At 68.1% G+C, this 16034-nt stretch carries 19 protein-coding genes; 5 read left to right on the top strand and 14 right to left on the bottom strand.

Going from position 1 to position 16034, the window contains the following annotated elements:
* Positions 1–38 precede the first annotated feature (38 nt).
* Positions 39–1937, bottom strand: a complete 1899-nt coding sequence (gene typA / locus F6Q13_RS03785) for a translational GTPase TypA (RefSeq protein ID WP_293052440.1) — start codon at positions 1935–1937, stop codon at positions 39–41.
* Positions 1938–1993: 56 nt separating this feature from the next.
* On the bottom strand, positions 1994–2386 hold the full coding sequence (locus tag F6Q13_RS03780) for a (deoxy)nucleoside triphosphate pyrophosphohydrolase (RefSeq protein WP_293052437.1): 393 nt from the start codon (positions 2384–2386) through the stop codon (positions 1994–1996).
* Between the two features lie 24 nt (positions 2387–2410).
* Between F6Q13_RS03780 and F6Q13_RS03775 the strand changes: the two genes are divergently transcribed.
* Positions 2411–2695, top strand: coding sequence for a 4a-hydroxytetrahydrobiopterin dehydratase (locus tag F6Q13_RS03775; RefSeq protein WP_293052434.1), 285 nt, complete (start codon positions 2411–2413; stop codon positions 2693–2695).
* Here F6Q13_RS03775 and F6Q13_RS03770 read toward each other — a convergent pair.
* Positions 2682–3977 carry a mannosyltransferase gene (locus F6Q13_RS03770; RefSeq protein WP_293052499.1) on the bottom strand — a complete coding sequence of 432 codons (1296 nt, stop codon included), beginning with the start codon at positions 3975–3977 and terminating at the stop codon, positions 2682–2684. The two genes, F6Q13_RS03775 and F6Q13_RS03770, sit on opposite strands and share 14 nt — an antisense overlap.
* Positions 3978–4128: 151 nt before the next feature.
* On the opposite strand from F6Q13_RS03770, the gene F6Q13_RS03765 reads away from it, so the two are divergent.
* Positions 4129–4719, top strand: coding sequence for a hypothetical protein (locus F6Q13_RS03765; protein WP_293052431.1), 591 nt, complete (start codon positions 4129–4131; stop codon positions 4717–4719).
* 76 nt (positions 4720–4795) lie between these two features.
* Positions 4796–5707 carry a hypothetical protein gene (locus F6Q13_RS03760; RefSeq protein WP_293052496.1) on the top strand — a complete coding sequence of 304 codons (912 nt, stop codon included), beginning with the start codon at positions 4796–4798 and terminating at the stop codon, positions 5705–5707.
* Between the two features lie 57 nt (positions 5708–5764).
* Here the strand turns inward: F6Q13_RS03760 and F6Q13_RS03755 are convergent, their stop codons facing one another.
* From F6Q13_RS03755 to F6Q13_RS03735, 5 genes are all read right to left on the bottom strand, one after another.
* Positions 5765–5911 (bottom strand): DUF1059 domain-containing protein, encoded by a 147-nt coding sequence (locus F6Q13_RS03755; RefSeq protein ID WP_293052429.1) that lies wholly within the window; start codon positions 5909–5911, stop codon positions 5765–5767.
* Positions 5908–6477 carry an HhH-GPD-type base excision DNA repair protein gene (locus F6Q13_RS03750; RefSeq protein WP_293052426.1) on the bottom strand — a complete coding sequence of 190 codons (570 nt, stop codon included), beginning with the start codon at positions 6475–6477 and terminating at the stop codon, positions 5908–5910. The genes F6Q13_RS03755 and F6Q13_RS03750 overlap by 4 nt, the downstream gene beginning before the upstream one ends.
* A 49-nt stretch (positions 6478–6526) precedes the next feature.
* A complete protein-coding gene (locus tag F6Q13_RS03745) occupies positions 6527–6703 on the bottom strand; it encodes a DUF5302 domain-containing protein (RefSeq protein WP_293052424.1) in 177 nt (58 codons plus the stop codon).
* An 18-nt stretch (positions 6704–6721) separates the two neighbouring features.
* Positions 6722–7165: a PPOX class F420-dependent oxidoreductase gene (locus F6Q13_RS03740; RefSeq protein ID WP_293052422.1), complete on the bottom strand. Its 444-nt coding sequence runs from the start codon at positions 7163–7165 to the stop codon at positions 6722–6724.
* 214 nt (positions 7166–7379) lie between these two features.
* The gene (locus F6Q13_RS03735; RefSeq protein ID WP_293052493.1) at positions 7380–7676 is read right to left on the bottom strand and encodes a GntR family transcriptional regulator; all 297 of its coding nucleotides are present in this window, start codon (positions 7674–7676) and stop codon (positions 7380–7382) included.
* A 102-nt stretch (positions 7677–7778) separates the two neighbouring features.
* Here F6Q13_RS03735 and F6Q13_RS03730 point away from each other — a divergent pair, with 102 nt between their 5' ends.
* Positions 7779–8492 carry an NAD-dependent deacylase gene (locus tag F6Q13_RS03730; RefSeq protein WP_293052419.1) on the top strand — a complete coding sequence of 238 codons (714 nt, stop codon included), beginning with the start codon at positions 7779–7781 and terminating at the stop codon, positions 8490–8492.
* A 93-nt stretch (positions 8493–8585) separates the two neighbouring features.
* Here the strand turns inward: F6Q13_RS03730 and F6Q13_RS03725 are convergent, their stop codons facing one another.
* The 4 genes from F6Q13_RS03725 to F6Q13_RS03710 all read right to left on the bottom strand — a co-directional run bounded on the left by F6Q13_RS03725 (position 8586) and on the right by F6Q13_RS03710 (position 13400).
* Positions 8586–9224 (bottom strand): class I SAM-dependent methyltransferase, encoded by a 639-nt coding sequence (locus F6Q13_RS03725; RefSeq protein ID WP_293052416.1) that lies wholly within the window; start codon positions 9222–9224, stop codon positions 8586–8588.
* Entirely contained in the window at positions 9221–11515 is a 2295-nt protein-coding gene (locus F6Q13_RS03720; protein WP_293052413.1) for an MMPL family transporter, read from the bottom strand. Before F6Q13_RS03720 ends, F6Q13_RS03725 begins: the two co-directional genes overlap by 4 nt.
* Positions 11516–11654: 139 nt before the next feature.
* The gene (locus F6Q13_RS03715) at positions 11655–13004 is read right to left on the bottom strand and encodes a hypothetical protein (RefSeq protein WP_293052410.1); all 1350 of its coding nucleotides are present in this window, start codon (positions 13002–13004) and stop codon (positions 11655–11657) included.
* Between the two features lie 255 nt (positions 13005–13259).
* The gene (locus F6Q13_RS03710; protein ID WP_293052407.1) at positions 13260–13400 is read right to left on the bottom strand and encodes a hypothetical protein; all 141 of its coding nucleotides are present in this window, start codon (positions 13398–13400) and stop codon (positions 13260–13262) included.
* A 363-nt stretch (positions 13401–13763) separates the two neighbouring features.
* Here F6Q13_RS03710 and F6Q13_RS03705 point away from each other — a divergent pair, with 363 nt between their 5' ends.
* The gene (locus F6Q13_RS03705; RefSeq protein ID WP_293052404.1) at positions 13764–13895 is read left to right on the top strand and encodes a hypothetical protein; all 132 of its coding nucleotides are present in this window, start codon (positions 13764–13766) and stop codon (positions 13893–13895) included.
* A 135-nt stretch (positions 13896–14030) separates the two neighbouring features.
* Here the strand turns inward: F6Q13_RS03705 and F6Q13_RS03700 are convergent, their stop codons facing one another.
* Positions 14031–14792: a 3-hydroxyacyl-CoA dehydrogenase gene (locus tag F6Q13_RS03700; protein ID WP_293052401.1), complete on the bottom strand. Its 762-nt coding sequence runs from the start codon at positions 14790–14792 to the stop codon at positions 14031–14033.
* A 66-nt stretch (positions 14793–14858) separates the two neighbouring features.
* On the bottom strand, positions 14859–15941 hold the full coding sequence (locus tag F6Q13_RS03695) for a CaiB/BaiF CoA-transferase family protein (RefSeq protein WP_293052398.1): 1083 nt from the start codon (positions 15939–15941) through the stop codon (positions 14859–14861).
* Between the last annotated feature and the right edge of the window lie 93 nt (positions 15942–16034).

Below are 16034 nucleotides of genomic sequence, written 5' to 3'. Positions count from 1 at the left end.
TTGCGCTCCTTCGCTCGGCTATCCAACCTGGCTTCACGCTAACCCGTTGGCCCGCCGCGGACCTTGGCCCGCGCGCGACTGCGCGCCCGGGCCGTGGCCTGCAGTTCCACCTTGCGAACCCGCACCACCTCCGGGGTCACCTCGACACACTCATCGGGCGCGCAGAACTCCATCGCCTGCTCGAGGTCCAGTCGGATCGGCTTGGCCAGCGTCTCGAGGACGTCGGCGGTCGACGAGCGCATGTTGGTCAGCTTCTTCTCCCGGGTCACGTTGACGTCGAGGTCCTCCGGACGCGGGTTGACTCCGACCACCATGCCCTCGTAGGTGTCCTGTCCCGGCTCGACGAAGAACTGCCCACGGTCGGCCAGCGCGATCAGCGCAAACGCCGTGACGGTGCCCGACCGGTCGGATACCAGCGACCCGGTGTGACGCGCCCGGATCGCTCCGGCCCACGGCGCATACCCGTCGAACACCGCATGACCGATGCCGGTGCCGCGCGTCTCGGTCAAAAAGTCGGTGCGCCAGCCGATCAGCCCCCGGCTGGGCACCGAGAACTCCATCCGCACCCAGCCGGCGGCGTGGTTGGCCATCTCGACCATGCGTCCCTTGCGGGCGGCCATCAGCTGGGTGATCGTGCCGACGTAGTCCTCGGGGCAGTCTATGGTCAGCGCCTCGAACGGCTCGTGCAGCGTGCCGTCGATGGTCTTGGTGACCACCTGCGGCTTGCCGACCGTCAGCTCGAATCCTTCCCGGCGCATCTGCTCGACCAGCACCGCCAGTGCCAGCTCGCCGCGGCCCTGGACCTCCCAGGCATCGGGGCGGCCGAGGTCGAGCACCCGGATCGACACGTTGCCGACCAGCTCGGCGTCCAACCGCGCCTTGACCATCCGCGCGGTCAGTTTGTGGCCGGGCACCTTGCCCGCCAGCGGCGAGGTATTGGTGCCGATCGTCACCGAGATCGCCGGCTCGTCGACGCGGATCCTCGGCAGCGCTTGCGGATTGGCAAGATCGGCGAGCGTGTCGCCGATCATGATCTCGCCGATGCCGGCGACCACGACGATGTCGCCGGCGACGGCCTCCTCGGTCGGTGAGCGCCCGACTCCCTCGGTCGCCAGCAGTTCGGTGATCCTGGCGGTGACGACGGTCTCCTGGCCGTCGACCTCACGCAGCCAGGCCACCTGCTGGCCTTTGTGCAGCCGGCCGTTGTAGATGCGGACCAGCGCGAGCCGGCCCAAGAACGCCGACGCGTCCAGGTTGGTCACCAACGCCTGCAGCGCCGCATCCGGATCGCCGCCGGGAGGCGGAATGTGGTGCAGCAGAGCGTCGAACAGCGGGTCGAGGTTGTCGCCGGCGGGCACCTGGCCGTTCTGGGGCGCCACGGTGCTGGCGACCCCGGCTCGCCCGGACGCGTACAGGGTCGGCAGGCCGAGGGCTGCTTCGGCGGCCCTGGCCGCCTCGTCGTCGAGATCGCCGGCGATGTCGAGCAACAAGTCGTGGCTGGCCTCGACGACCTCGGCGATGCGGGCGTCGGGCCGGTCGGTTTTGTTGACGACGAGGATCACCGGCAGGTGCGCGGCCAGCGCCTTGCGCAGTACGAACCGGGTCTGCGGCAGCGGACCCTCGGAGGCATCGACCAAGAGCAGCACCCCGTCGACCATCGACAACCCACGTTCCACCTCACCACCGAAGTCGGCGTGGCCCGGGGTGTCGACGACGTTGATCACCGTGACGGTGCCATCGGGGTGGCGGCGGTGCACGGCGGTATTTTTGGCCAGGATCGTGATGCCCTTTTCGCGCTCCAGATCCCCGGTGTCGAGCACCCGCTCGGCGGCCTCGCCGCGCTCCCGCAGCGCGCCCGACTGCCGCAGCATGGCGTCGACCAGCGTGGTCTTGCCGTGGTCGACATGCGCGACGATGGCGACGTTACGAAAATCCACCCGGCGATTCTGCCAGCGCCGGCCCGTGATCGCGAAAACGACCGGCCGACGGGGGTTCAGCGGGTGTTCAGCGCCCGGGTCAGTGCGGGCACCCAGCCCCGGTCGGCCGGCACCCAGTCCAGTTCGGCCAGCTCGGCCGCCGTCACCCAGCGCAGCTCACGGTGGTCGTGCGGGCGGGGTTCGCCGAGCAGCAACCGGGCGTGGTAGGCCCGCAGCGTGGTCGTGGTGTTCAGCTCGATGTCGTCGCCGAGGCGCTCGCCGACGGCGACGACGACGCCCAGTTCCTCGGCCAGCTCGCGGGCCAGCGCAGCGGGCTCGGATTCACCGGGTGCGACCTTGCCGCCGGGCAACTCCCAGCGCCCCGCCAGCTCCGAGGGCCGCCGGCGCTGCGCCACCAGCACCATGGCATCGGCGATGACCGCTCCGGCAACGACGATCTGGTTCGGCACGACGAGACGCTATACCGTCGGAGTATGGCTGTGTTAACCGATGAGCAAGTCGACGCCGCACTGCCCGAACTCAACGGGTGGCAGCGTGCCGACGGCGCATTGCGCCGCTCGATCAAGTTTCCGTCATTTCTCGCCGGCATCGATGCGGTACGCCGAGTAGCCGAGCACGCCGAATCCAAGGACCACCACCCAGACATCGACATCCGTTGGCGAACGGTGACCTTCGCGTTGGTGACCCACTCCGAAGGCGGCATCACGGACAAGGATGTGGCGATGGCGCGCGATATCGACAGGATCATCGGGGACTAACGACACCGGCCGGGCGTTTCCCCGACGCCGCGATCCAGGCCAGGGTCGCCAGCGTGGCCACGATGTAGACCAGCCCGCCCCAGGCCAGATACCACGGACGATCGCTTTGCCAGATTGTCGGCTGCGCGAAACTGAGCAACCACGGAACGCCGACGAGGGTCAACGCCAGCCAGCCCCCGCCGAGGACCTGTGCGCCGCGGCGATGGCGCAGCGGCCCGTGAATCAACCACATCATCAACGGCACCAACCACACCCAGTGATGCGTCCACGAAATCGGCGATAGCAGAAGGCCGAACAATTCGACCACCAGCAGCTGGCCCAGCCGGTCCGGCGTCCCGCCGCCCAATGCCCGCCACGCCAGGAGTGCCAGTATCGCGGCAACCGCGATCGTGGCCAGGACCGGCGGGCCGTAGCCGGCATCGTGACCGACGATCCGCGAGATTCCGCCGCGCACGGATTGGTTGAACGAGGTGCTGATCGGACCGACCCGGTGCGGGTCACCTATCAGCCTGGTGAAGTAGTAGCGGGTCTGGTCACCGACGACGACTGCCGAGAGCGCAACGGTGGCGCCGAAGACGACGGCCGCGAACAGCGCGGCGGTCCAGCGCCGGGCACCGACGAAATACAGGCCGGTGATCGCCGGGGTCAGCTTCACACCGGCGGCCACGCCGACCAACAGGCCCGACAACCACCACCGGGTGGTGTAGACCGCCCATAGGCCGGCCAACACCAACAGGACGTTGATCTGTCCGTAGTCGAGGGTGCTGCGCAACGGCTCAAGCCAGATCGCGACCGCGGTCCACGCCGCCGCGACCCGGCGGCCCGCACCGGCCGGCACGCCGAGCAGGCGCTGGCTGACCCGAGCCACGCCGTAGAGCGCGGCCATAGTCGCGACCTGCCAGCAGAACGCGACCAGGCCGAAGGGCAGCAGATGCAGGGGGTAGAACACCACCGCTGCGAACGGTGGATAGGTGAACGGCAGCGGGAAATCCGGCGTCTGGTCGGCGTAAACGTAGCTGTAGAGGGTGCCCGGATGGCTGATGGCGGCAGCACCGCCGAGGTAGACGTGCAGATCGACGAAGTTGGCGCCGTTGCGTGCCAGGTAGGTCCAGGCCAGCCGCGCCGTGATGCTCAGGGCCAACAACACCGGGCCGGCAGCGGTCAGCCGAACCGCCCGCCGACGGGTGCCAGGTGCCGCCGGGGCGGCCGCGATCGTGTCTATCTGCTCGACTTTAGCGGCGACCCGGCGCGGCCATGTCGAGCGAGAAAGCGATCCGCGCACGGGATGCGCGGGCGAGGCCGCGGGCCGCGTGCCTGTCACCGCGACCGCTCGGCTGCGTAACGATCGCATAACCGCCACACGTGTCACTTGAGTCACTTTGACATCAGGCGAACTATCGGGTCCGACCTGTTACCGCGATCTTGGGAGAGTCATGCCAACGATTTGGACGTTGTTACGCGCCACCGCCGTCGTGCTCGGAGGGTCGGCAGCGCTATTGGCGGGTGGTTTGTTGGGCACAGCCCACGCCGACCCGGCGCCGCCGATCCCTGCCCCCAACATCGGCCAGCAATTGCTCAACACGGCGGCCAGCGCGCCCCAGATGCTGCAAAGCCTCGCGACCGCCCTGGGCGCGACGCCGCCGGCGCCGGCCACACCGCCCCCGCTGGCCAGTGCCGCGATCCAGATGCCGCAGCTGCCGCAATCCGCAGCCGCCCCGGGCGCCACCTCGGCCGTCCCTGGCGCCCTTCCGGGCGCGACCTCGCTGCTACCCGGCGCCCCGACTCCGGCGGCCGGACCTGCGCAATTGGTGCCGTCGGCGCAACTGGGCCTGCCGCAGGTGCCCTTCCTGCCGGTGCCGCTGCCGCAACAGGTATCGCTGCCCGGCGACCTGGCATCACTTGCCACCGGCGGTATCCCGCTGCCGAGAGGTGCCCAACCGGGCACGACCCCGGCCTCGGCTCCGGGCATGGCACCCGCGACCGGCAACGTGCTGATGGCACCGCTGCTTTCCGCGCTGCCCTGACACTTGCCGGCCAACTTTGTCGGCCGGCAAGTCCCCACCAACGGACCGGGAGAACATCGTGATTCGCACATCGAAGATGGTCAACGGTTTGGCCGCCCTGACCGCCGCGTCAACCGCTGCCCTGGCGCTGTGCCCGACAGCCGTCGGTGATCCGGCGACACCCCAGCCGCTGCCGTCGCTGCAGGTGCCCGGACTGCCGGCACTGACCCAGCTGAGTCCGATCATTCAGCAGTTCACCGCCGATCCCCAGCAGGCGTCGCAGCTGCTAATGGCGGCGGCATCGGCTTTTACCCACAACCCGACAGCCCCCGAAGAATCCAGAAACGTTGCCTCGACGTTGAATCGGTTCGTCCAGGATCCGAACGCGCACATCCCGCCGGTCGGTGTGGTTCCGGGTGCCCAAGCGCACTTGCCCCCCGGCATCGACCCCGCGCATGCGGCCGGGCCCGCACCGGCGTCGGCGCCGGCACCTGCCCTGACGATCGAACCGGCGGCCGCCCCGGCACTGGTTCCCGCCCCGGCGGCCGCGGAGCCCGCCGCACCCGCCGCGGCCCCGGCGAGTGCGGCAGCCAGCCCCGACACCCCGCCTACGCAGGAGTTCCTCTACCCGTCTATCGGCACCGGTTGCCTGGCGGACGGCGGCAATTCCATCGCCACCGCGCTGTCGGTGGCGGGTCCGGCCACGATTCCGACCCCCGGTCCCGGCGCCGGCCAGACCGCCTATGTGTTCACCGCGATCGGCACCCCCGGCCCTGCCGACGTGCAGCGGCTGCCGTTGAACGTCACGTGGGTCAACCTGACCAACGGCAAGTCGGGCACCGCGAGGCTCCAGCCGCAACCCGACATCAACCCCGACGGGCCGACCACGCTGACCGCGATCGTCGACACCGGGTCGGGCAGTATTTTGTCGACGATCTTCGGGCAGGTCACCACCAAGGACAAGCAGTGCCAGTTCATGCCCACCATCGGCTCGACGGTGGTGCCGTAGCGGCGCGTCGACCTCCCGCCGCGCGCTTTCGCAAACGAGCGGCAGCAACCCGGACGTTCAGTAGGCCATGAACAGGATCGCGTCGCGGTCGTAATCCCGCCCGGGATGCGCACTGGCCAGGTGCGCCTGGGCAAGTTGGACCAATTCGTCTTCGTCCTTGCCGACGATGGCCTCGCCGCACGGACAGTTCAGGTGGGTCTTCACCGCGCCGCCCTTCCCTTCATCTGCTTCTTGTAGGACCGCACCTTCTCCAGCGAGCCGGCGTCGACGATATCGGCAACGGAGAGGTGGGTTCCGGCCTTGCCGTATTCTCCGGCCGCCGACCGCCAGCCTCGCGGCGTCACTCCGTACTGCTTGCCCAGCAACGCCAGCAAAATGCGTGCTTTCTGTTCGCCGAAACCCGGTAGCTCCTTGAGCCGCCGCAGCAGCTCCGGCCCGTCCGGCTCGCCGACCGTCCACAACCCGGCCGCATCACCGTTGTACTTGTCGACAATGATCTGCGCCAGCTCCTGAATCCTCCTGGCCATTGAGCTCGGAAACCGATGTACCGCAGGCTTTTCCGAGCACAAGGCGGCGAATTTCTGCGGATCGTGGGCGGCGATCTCGGCAGCGTCGAAACCGCCCATGCGGTCGGCGATCTTCTTCGGACCCGCGAACGCGGTTTCCATCGGTACCTGCTGGTCCAGCAGCATGCCCACCAGCAGTGCGAAGGGGTTGGCCGCCAGCAAGGCGTCGGCGTCGGGTTCTTGCGCGAGCTGCAGCTTCGCCACCCGCTCAGTGTAAGACCGGCCCTACGGCCCGCCGTGGTCCGCCCCGGGACTAACCACTTTTGCGGCGGAATTCCCGGCGGCTCTCCACCGGCCCGTGCGTCCGGGGCGGTTTGGCGCCGCCGTCCTTGTGGTCGGCCCCACCCTCCGACCGCGCATTCTTGCGGTCCAGGGCTTCGCGGAACTTGCGCTTGATCTCGTCCTCCGGCCCGGAGTGGGATGCAGCCATAACAGCAGCCTAGCGCCGTTACCGCAAGCCCGGCGGCAGACCGTAGACGTGCGCAATCGGCATATTCAGCAATACCCGACGATCGGTGACCATCGCCCGGCGGTATTCGTCCCAGTCCGGGTGCTCACCGGCGATATTGCGGTACAAGGTGATCAACGCCTCGACTGTGTCGTCGTCCGGCGCCATAGCCGGCGGTGTGAGCTCCGCCGTGCCCTCGGCGACCGCATACGCCCAGCCGTCATCGGAGCTCACCAAAAGCGACGCCCGCGGGTCCCGGCGCAGGTTGCGCGTCTTGGCCCGCGGCTCGGTGACCGACACCTGCACGGCGTTGCGCCGGGCGTCGAAGTAATACCGCACATTGGACAACTGTGGACGTCCGTCGCGTTTGATGGTGGCCAGCACCCCGAGGGAGTTCCCGCTGATGACGGCGAGCAGCTTGTCGTCGAACACTTGGCGTCCCATGCCGAAAGCCTACGTCGCGGAGTCGGCTCTGGCCCGGCTCGGCTGCCACGACGGCGTGGCGGCTATCGGCCACGTCGGCGGTCTTTAGTCCGGTGCGCTTCTCGGGGTCCGCCGTGCGGCGTTCCTGCGCATCGTCAATGTCAGCGAATTCCGTTAGACGACAATCGATTTAAAATCGCTTTGGATCACCCTGAGCGCCGCTGATCGAGTTCGGCTAATCCTCGGCGCCGTCGAGATAGCGCAGCGCGTCGGCCTTGCCCAGTCCCAACCCACGGGCCACGTCGAGGTATGCCCGGGCCGCAGCGGCCATCGCGGCATCCGACGGGTCCTGGTGGGCGACGAATGTGCCTCGGCGGCCACGGGTTTCGACTATGCGGGCGGCTTCCAGCTCGCGGTAGGCGCGGGCCACGGTATTGACGGCCAGCCCAAGCTCGCCGGCCAGCTCGCGCACGGTCGGCAGCCGGGCGCCGGGCGCTAGCGTGCCGTCCCGGATCGCCCCGATGATGTGCATCCGGAGTTGGTCGAACAGCGGGCGGTCCGGTTGCCGCCCGATCGGTCGCCACTGCGCCAACCGCACGTGCTCAGTATTGCGCAGTGCGGCTATCGTGGTGTGGTGCGGGTAACGGTGCTCAGTGGAGCGGGAATCTCGGCCGAGAGTGGGGTTCCGACGTTTCGCGACGACAAGAACGGGCTGTGGGCCAAGTTCGACCCCTACGAGCTGTCCAGCACGCGCGGTTGGCTGCAAAACCCCGAACGCGTGTGGGGGTGGTATCTGTGGCGCCACTACCTGGTGAGTCGTGTCGAACCCAATGCGGGCCATCGCGCCGTCGCCGCCTGGCAGCAGCATGCCGAGGTCAGCGTCGTCACTCAGAATGTCGATGACCTCCATGAGCGCGCCGGCAGCTCACCGGTGCACCACGTGCACGGCAGTTTGTTCGACTTCCGTTGCGCCACTTGCGGTATACCCTACACCGGCGAGCTGCCGGAGATGTCCGAGCCGGCGCTGGAGGTAGAGCCCCCGACATGCGCGTGTGGCGGGCTGATCCGCCCCGATATCGTGTGGTTCGGCGAACCCCTCCCCCAGGAACCATGGCAGGCCGCGGTCGAGGCCACCGCAGCCGCCGACGTGCTGGTCGTTGTGGGAACTTCCGGCCTGGTGTACCCGGCCGCCGGGCTGCCCGACCTGGCGCTGGCCCGCGGCGCGGTCGTCATCGAGGTCAATCCGGAGCCGACGCCGCTGTCCGCCGGTGCCACGCTGACGGTGCGTGAAACCGCCAGCAAGGCGCTGCCGACGCTGCTGCAACGGCTGCCCGCGCTGCTCGCTTGAACCGCGACCCGGGATCGAAACTGCGCTAGTGGCATCGACACTGCAAAGGGGCGCGGCACCTCATAAACGCGCGCCGTGAACGCAGTGTCGGCGTTACGCCACTTTGCGGGCCCGGCCCAGCGCAAACTCCGACACCGGCACCGGCAGCCATCCCGGCAGCGTCAACTCCCGGCGGGCACCATCGAGCTGGAATCCGGCGTCGATCATCAGCCGTTCGGTGTCGCGGTGGGTGTGGCAGTTGCCGAACAGCCGCGGCCACACAGTCGCGTCGGCCAGCAACTGCAGCCGGCCGCGGAATCCGCCGCTGGCTACGTGTTCGAGGTAGCGCAGCTCACCGCCCGGGCGTAGTTCTGCAGACAGCTGTCGCAACACCGCCCCGGGATCGCTCACCGAGCACAGCACCAGCGAGCACACCACCGCGTCGAACGGTTCGTCGGCGACGAACTCCTCCACCGTCGTGCCGGTCACCTGGACCGGAACCGGGGCGTCGACGGCCGCCGCGCAGGCCCGCTCGGCCAGTCGGGGTTCGGGTTCGACGGCGACAACCTGCTCGACCGATCCCGGGTAGTAACCGAAGTTGGTCCCGATGCCCGCGCCGACTTCGAGCACTCGGCCGGACAATCCGGCTAAATTCTCTCGCCGCAGTGCACGGATCTGCTCTGTCTCGTGGGCTGCGATGGTCGGCCAGATCCGCGCGAAGAATGGATGGTCGACGGTTGTCGGCGAAGTCATACGCTCACCCTATGCCGGCCGGCCCGCACGGCTGCCTCGCTGATCCCGAACCGCTCGTGCAGCCGCGCCAGCGGTGCGGGCGCCCACCAGCACCACCGGCCCAGCATGTGCATGAAGGCCGGAACCAGCACCATCCGCACCACAGTGGCGTCGACCAGCACGGCCAAGGTCAGCCCGATACCGAACATCCGCATGAACGACACGTGAGCGGGGATCAGCGCGGCGAACGAGATCGACATCACCAACGCGGCAGCGGTGATCACCCGCCCGGTGCGGGCCAACCCGAGCGCCACGCTGGTGTCGTTGGCAGCCCGCGCCTGTGCAGCGCTGGGCCGCGCCGGTCGGGCGGCTCCCGACCCCAGCCAGTACTCGCGGATGCGAGAGACCAGGAACACCTCGTAATCCGTCGACAACCCGAACGCAATGCAGAACAGCAACACCGGCATATTGGCCTCCAACGTTCCGCTGGGTGTCGTGCCCAGCGCACCGAGATGGCCGTCCTGAAAAATCCACACCAGCGCTCCGAACGCCGCCGACAACGACAACACGTTCAGCACCAGCGCCTTGAGCGGAAGCACCACGCTGCCGGTGAGCAGAAACAGCAACACGACGGTGACGGCAGCGATCAAACCCAGCACCAGGGGCAACCGGTTCGTGATCGCATTCACGCTATCGCGGTTGATCTGCGCCAACCCGCCCATTGCGACGTCGCGCCCACGCGGACCGGCCACCCTGTGCAGCCGCTGCAGCTGCGTAGCGGAGGCCTGCGAGAACAGCGGCGCGCTGCTTTCGGCGGTCAAAAACGCACTGCCGTCAGCCAGTCCGGTGGCAGCCCGTGGCGGACCCACCCGCCGGCCGGCCACGAAAGTCCCGGTTGGCGCGGTGACCGCCGAAATGCCGGGCACCTGTGACAGCCGGGCGGCGTAGCCGTCGAAGTCGACCGCGGTCAGACCGCGGGCATCCGGGACGACGACAAAGACAGCCGTCGCGGAGTCGTCGGCGAAACCGGTGCGCAACCGGTCTCCGACCTGATGAGCCTGCGCCGACCGCGGCAACACCCGATCGTCGGGAAAACCCCACTTGACCCCGAAGAACGGAACGCCCAGCAGCGCCAGCAACGCGGCGACCACCACGCCGATCGGGACGGCGCGCGCGGTAACGAAGCTGGCCGAGCGGTACCAGAACAACTGCTCCACCGGTTTGGGCGCAGGGTCAGGGCTGCTCTTGATCCACGGCAGTGCCCGGCGCGCCAGCCGACGCACGTCGAGTGCGTCCAGCCGCGATCCCAGCAGCACGATCGCCGCGGGAGTCACCACGACGGCCGCGGCAGCCACGAACGCGACGGTGGCCACGCCGGCGTAGGCGAACGACTTGAGGAAATACGTCGGGAACAGCACCATCGACGCCATCGACAACGCCACAGTGGTGGCCGAGAACAACACCGTGCGTCCTGCGGTGGCCATGGTGCGGACCAGCGCCTCGTCGCGCTCCGTGCCGTCGGCCAGCTCGTCACGGTAACGGCTGATGATCAGCAGCGTGTAGTCGACGGCCAAAGCCAGGCCCATGGCGATGCTGAGGTTGAGCGCAAACACCGACACGTCGGTGACGAACGTGATCAAGCGCAGCACCGACATCGAGCCGACGATGGCCATTGCGCCCAGCGCGATCGGTAACGCCGCCGCCAGCAGGCCACCGAAAACCCAGACCAGCACCACAAAGCTCAGCGGGATCGCGATCGACTCCATTAGCATCAGGTCACGTTCGTTGAGCTCGGTGATCTGGGCGTAGACCATCGCCATACCCCCGGCGTGCACGCTGACCCCGTCGTCACCGGCGACGCTGCGGGCCTCGGCGGCCAGCTCCGTGGCGTATTTCTGGGCGTGGTTCTCGCCGCCCTTCACGTTGGCCACGATCAAGCCCGACTTGCCGTCGACACTCACCAGCGCGGCAGCGATCGGCGGCGGCGACGTCCACGGCGATGACACCGTGAAAACGTGCGGGGACCTGTTGAGCCGCTCGACGATGTCGAGGCCGACCCGGCGGGCTCGGCCGCCGGTGACACCGGTCGGAGCCGATACCGTCAGAAGCAGCTGCTGGTCGCTTTGCCCGAATTTGTCGGTCAGCAGCCGGGTGGCCCGGGCGGACTCCGAGGTCGGATCCTGGAAGCCGCCGGCAGAAAGGCTTTTGGCGACCGGGATGCCGAATACCGCAGCCCCGGCCAGGACGAGAACCGCTACCGCGACAACTCGTCGCGGGGCCGCGATGGCCAGTCGCCCGATTCGCTGCAGCATGCGCGCCCTTTCGCTCTCCGGTCCGGGGCAGGCTGACCCCGCCACGGTACGCCGTCGGACTGGTGCCCTGTGATGCCACCGTTGACCGGGACACTACTGCGCTTGGCAGCGGCGGCGCGGATCGACGTGGTCTGAGTCTTTACAGACCCAGCAACGAGACCGGGTCGATAGCACCGGCCGTTGTCGAGGCCGCGTCGAAGGCCGCCCCTGGATCGAGCGTCGTCGCGTTGATCCCGCTGACCAGCGAGCTCAGGTTGACGTCGCCCAGCGGTGTCATCAGGGTGTCGGTCACGGTGCCGTCGGCACCGGGGGTGGCGGTGTAGACGTTGTCCACGCCGCGTCCCAGGTTGAGCACGTCATAGACCGTGCCCGCGACTGGCAGCTGCGCGGCCTGCGCGGCAGTGTCCCCGCCGGCGGCGGTGGCCCCGGTGACAGTGAACGCGGTGTTGGCCATACCCAGCAGGTCGGCCACATATTCGCTGGTGCTGATGGTTCCGATGTCGACGGCGCCGGAGCTGGTGCCGTTGTAGACGTCGAAGCTCTGGGTCGCCAGCGGGGGAATCCAGTCGGTATAGGAACCGCCGCCGAGATTCAGCACCGGCAGCAGAATCCCGATCAGCTGGTAGACGGTGGCGAAGCCGGGCACGTCGGTGCCGCTGCTGGTCACGGTGAACGGGTCGAAGGTGAGGTTACCGATCGCGAACGCATCCGAATTGCCGGCGCTGGTGTGGCCGACCAGGCCGGTGAAGGCCTCGGCGGGCTGCAGTGGCTCGGCGGCGTCGATCCCGCTGACCAGGGGGCTCAGGTTGATGTCGCCCAGCGGGGTCATCAGGGTGTCGGTGACCGTGCCGCCGGTGCCCGGGGTGGCGATGTAGACGTTCTCCACGCCGTGACCCAGGTTCGACAGGCTATAGAGCGTGCCCACGGCCGGCAGCTCCGCGGCCTGTGCACTGGTGTCCCCGCCGGCGGCGGTGACTCCCCGGACTACCAGCTCGGTGCTGGTCATGCCGAACACGTTGGACACGTCCACGGCGGTCGTGACCGTCCCGATATCGACCGCACCGGGACTGGTGCCCTGGTAGACATCGAAGTTCTGCGTGGCAAGGACGAAGGAAGTGGGGCTGGCCGGATTGCCCGCCGATCCGCCGGCGGTCATCAACATCGGCGGCGTGGTGACCGATAACGGGACCGCGGCGAAGCCGGGCACCTCGGCGCCGTTGCTGGTGACGGTGAACGGGTCGAAGGTGAGGTTACCGATCGCGAACGCCTCGGAATTACCTGCGCTGGTGTGGCCGAGCAGCGGAGTGACCGCATCCGCGGGCTGCAGCGGCTCGGCGGCGTCGACCCCGCTGACCAGAGGGCTTAGGTTGATGTCGCCCAACGGAGTCACCAGGGTGTCGGTGACGGTGCCGTCGGCTCCCGGGGTGGCGGTGTAGACGTTTTCCACGCCGTGTCCCAGGTTGAGCACGTCGTAAGCAGCGTTGAGCATCGGCAGCTCCGCGGCTTGCGCACTGGTGTCCGTGCCGGCGGGCGTGACGGCGGCGACGGTGAAACCGGTGTCGGTGTCGCCCAGCAGAGTGGCCCCGTAGTCGTTGACGGTGAGGGTTCCGATGTCGGTGCCTGCGGCGTTGTAGACGTCGAGGTACTGAGTGGCGGCCGGCTCACCGAGCTGCCACAGGGGCGACCCGACACTGACCGGTGTCAGCGGAGCCCAACCCTGAACTTCCGCACCGCTACTGGTGATCTAGTAGGGATCGAAGGTGGTGCTGCCGATGGCGAAGGCGTCGGCACCGAGGGCGTCGGCCAGCGCCACGCCAGCCTGCATCAGCGCCGCGGTGATCATCCCGACGCTGGCCGATCCCGCCAGCAGGACACGGGATTGCATCGAAACTCCTTTCCCTTCGCGTATCCTTCGTGTTCTCTTGGCTTTCCTTTGCGTCCTCTTCGCATGCCGAGTCGGTAGCGTAATTAACGCGTAAAATCGTCGGCAACTGACGTTGGGTGCGCAGCTGCCGGTGCTCGCGACCGGTAGACCGTGTCTGATGCCTCGCCTCGCGGCGCGGCCCACCCGAATCACGGTCTGAATCCGATCTTTCAGCCGGCGTGGGGTTGACAGCTCGGTCGGACCACGGAAACACCGTTCGCGCAAGGGGGAATCGCGCGGCACTCTACCCGGTGGTAACAATTGCCACAATTTTCCGAAAGGTGACTCACCGATTCCTTAAAAGTGGCCCATAGGCTCGCTTCCATGTGGATCGACGACTCGAGTGCCGACGTCATCAAGGCTGACTTCGAGGCTCTCTACCACGGCGACATGCTGGTAGAAGGCGAGACCTCGGAGCAGTTCGAGGACTGGCACCCGCTTCCCAGCGCGAGCTGATCTTCGCGCCGGGCACAGCCACTGCGGCAGTCGCCCTGCACCCGGCCGTGTGTTAGTCGTTGGTTGCTGTTTCCGCTGCTGGCCACCTGACAGGATTATCGACACGTGCGGAGGGTTCCCGACCCGACAGTTGGGTTATCTGGGTGCCATACGGATCGCGCCGTCCAGACGGATCACCTCGCCGTTGAGCATCGGGTTCTCGATAATGTGGATCACCAATGCGCCGTACTCATCGGGTTTTCCCAGCCGACTGGGGTGCGGCACCTGCTTGCCCAGTGATTCCTTGGCCGGTTCGGGCAGGCTGGCCAGCAGCGGGGTGTCGAAGAGGCCCGGAGCGATCGTCATCACCCGGATAAGCTTGCCGGCCAGGTCCCGCGCGACCGGCAGCGTCATACCGACCACGCCGCCCTTGGAGGCCGAGTAGGCGGCCTGGCCGATCTGCCCGTCGAAGGCCGCGACCGAGGCGGTGTTGATGATGACGCCGCGCTCTTCGCCGTTCGGGCCGGCCGGTTCGGTCTTGGCGATCCGTTCGGCACCCAGCCGCAACACGTTGAACGTCCCGATCAGGTTGACGTCGACGACCTTACGGAACGCGTCGAGCGGAAAAACGCCGTCCTTGCCCAGCACTCGGATCGCGTTGCCGGTGCCGGCGCAGTTCACCACGATGCGCACCGGACCCAGCGACTCGGCGATGTCGAAAGCCGACGTCACCGTCTTCTCGTCGGTGACGTCGCCCGGGGCGAAACGCGCGCGCTCCCCCAGCTCGCGGACTACGTCCTCGCCCTTGAGGTCGAGCACGACCACGTGCGCGCCCGCGTCGAGCAGCCGCCTGGTGGTAGCCAGGCCCAGGCCCGACGCACCACCGGTCACGAGCGCGACGGCGTCATTGATCTCCACTGGCGCATTCCTTTCGATCCCATTTCGATCCCATTTCGATCCCGTCGACCTGCCAGCCGGTCGGGACTATACCCAGTCGTGCAGCACGGCTTCGGTGTCGGCTCCCGGCTCACCCGGCGGCCGGGGCTGATCGGGGACGGTGCGAGAAAACCGAGGCGCCGGCATCGGCTGCAGCCCGCCGTTGGCCTGGTAGAAGGTGTTGCGTTCGGCGACGTGCGGCTCGGTGTGGACCTCGCCGAACGCCAGCACCGGTGTGACGCATGCGTCTGAGTCGGCGAACACCTTCGCCCAATGGTCGCGGTCCTTCGAGCCGATCACGGCGGCGATCCGGGCCCGCAACTCCGGCCAACGGGCGCGGTCGTTTTGCCCGGGCAGGTCGGCATTGTCGAGGCCGAGGCCTTTCAGCAACTCGGCGTAGAACTGCGGCTCGATCGCCCCGACCGCGACATACCGGCCGTCGGCGCAGGCGTAGGTGTCGTAGTACGGCGCGCCGCCGTCGAGCAGATTGGTGCCCCGCTCGTCGGACCACAGGCCCACCGCCCGCATCGACCACATCATCTGGACCAGCACCGACGACCCGTCGATCATTGCCGCGTCGACGACCTGGCCCTTACCCGACCGGTGCCGCTCCCACAGCGCAGCCAGGATGCCGACCAGCAGGAACATCGAACCGCCGCCGAAGTCGCCGACCAGGTTCAGCGGCGGCACCGGCCGCTCCCCTTGGCGGCCGATCGCATGCAGCACGCCGTTGAGGGAGATGTAGTTGATATCGTGGCCGGCCTGCTGGCTGCGCGGGCCGCTCTGACCCCAGCCCGTCATCCGCGCGTAGACCAACCGGTCGTTGACCCGGGCGCAGTCGTCGGGGCCCAACCCCAACCGTTCGGTGACACCCGGGCGGAAGCCCTCGATCAGGACGTCGGCCTTGGCGACTAGCCGCAACACCAGGTCACGTCCCTGCTCGGACTTGAGGTCGGCGGCAACCAGGCGCCGGTTGCGCAACATGGCGTCCCGGGCCGCGCCACCTGTCGCACCGGGCCGTTCGATGCGCACGACATCGGCACCCAAGTCGCCCAGGATCATGGCCGCGTGCGGTCCCGGCCCGATCCCGGCAAGCTCGACAACACGCAATCCTGTCAGCGGTCCCGCCATTTTCTCGATCTCCTCCTCGCCGACCTCCTCGTCGACGTTGTAGGCATCTTCGCAGCCGCAGCCGTCGGCCCGACAGCCCGGTCACTTAAGGTG

Source organism: Mycobacterium sp. (assembly GCF_008709575.1).
GTDB lineage: Bacteria > Actinomycetota > Actinomycetes > Mycobacteriales > Mycobacteriaceae > Mycobacterium.
Note: the sequence above shows the minus strand (reverse complement) of the source record. Positions and strands in the feature narration are given on the sequence as shown.

Coding starts and splice junctions, on each gene's coding strand:
- F6Q13_RS03725 (WP_293052416.1), bottom strand. CDS start 9,224: ATGACTTCGCCGACAACCGTCGACCATCCATTCTTCGCGCGGATCTGG.
- F6Q13_RS03710 (WP_293052407.1), bottom strand. CDS start 13,400: ATGCAATCCCGTGTCCTGCTGGCGGGATCGGCCAGCGTCGGGATGATC.
- F6Q13_RS03705 (WP_293052404.1), top strand. CDS start 13,764: ATGTGGATCGACGACTCGAGTGCCGACGTCATCAAGGCTGACTTCGAG.
- F6Q13_RS03765 (WP_293052431.1), top strand. CDS start 4,129: ATGCCAACGATTTGGACGTTGTTACGCGCCACCGCCGTCGTGCTCGGA.
- F6Q13_RS03695 (WP_293052398.1), bottom strand. CDS start 15,941: ATGGCGGGACCGCTGACAGGATTGCGTGTTGTCGAGCTTGCCGGGATC.
- F6Q13_RS03735 (WP_293052493.1), bottom strand. CDS start 7,676: ATGCACATCATCGGGGCGATCCGGGACGGCACGCTAGCGCCCGGCGCC.
- F6Q13_RS03740 (WP_293052422.1), bottom strand. CDS start 7,165: ATGGGACGCCAAGTGTTCGACGACAAGCTGCTCGCCGTCATCAGCGGG.
- F6Q13_RS03715 (WP_293052410.1), bottom strand. CDS start 13,004: ATGCTCAACGCTGCTTACGACGTGCTCAACCTGGGACACGGCGTGGAA.
- F6Q13_RS03720 (WP_293052413.1), bottom strand. CDS start 11,515: ATGCTGCAGCGAATCGGGCGACTGGCCATCGCGGCCCCGCGACGAGTT.
- F6Q13_RS03745 (WP_293052424.1), bottom strand. CDS start 6,703: ATGGCTGCATCCCACTCCGGGCCGGAGGACGAGATCAAGCGCAAGTTC.
- F6Q13_RS03775 (WP_293052434.1), top strand. CDS start 2,411: ATGGCTGTGTTAACCGATGAGCAAGTCGACGCCGCACTGCCCGAACTC.
- F6Q13_RS03760 (WP_293052496.1), top strand. CDS start 4,796: ATGGTCAACGGTTTGGCCGCCCTGACCGCCGCGTCAACCGCTGCCCTG.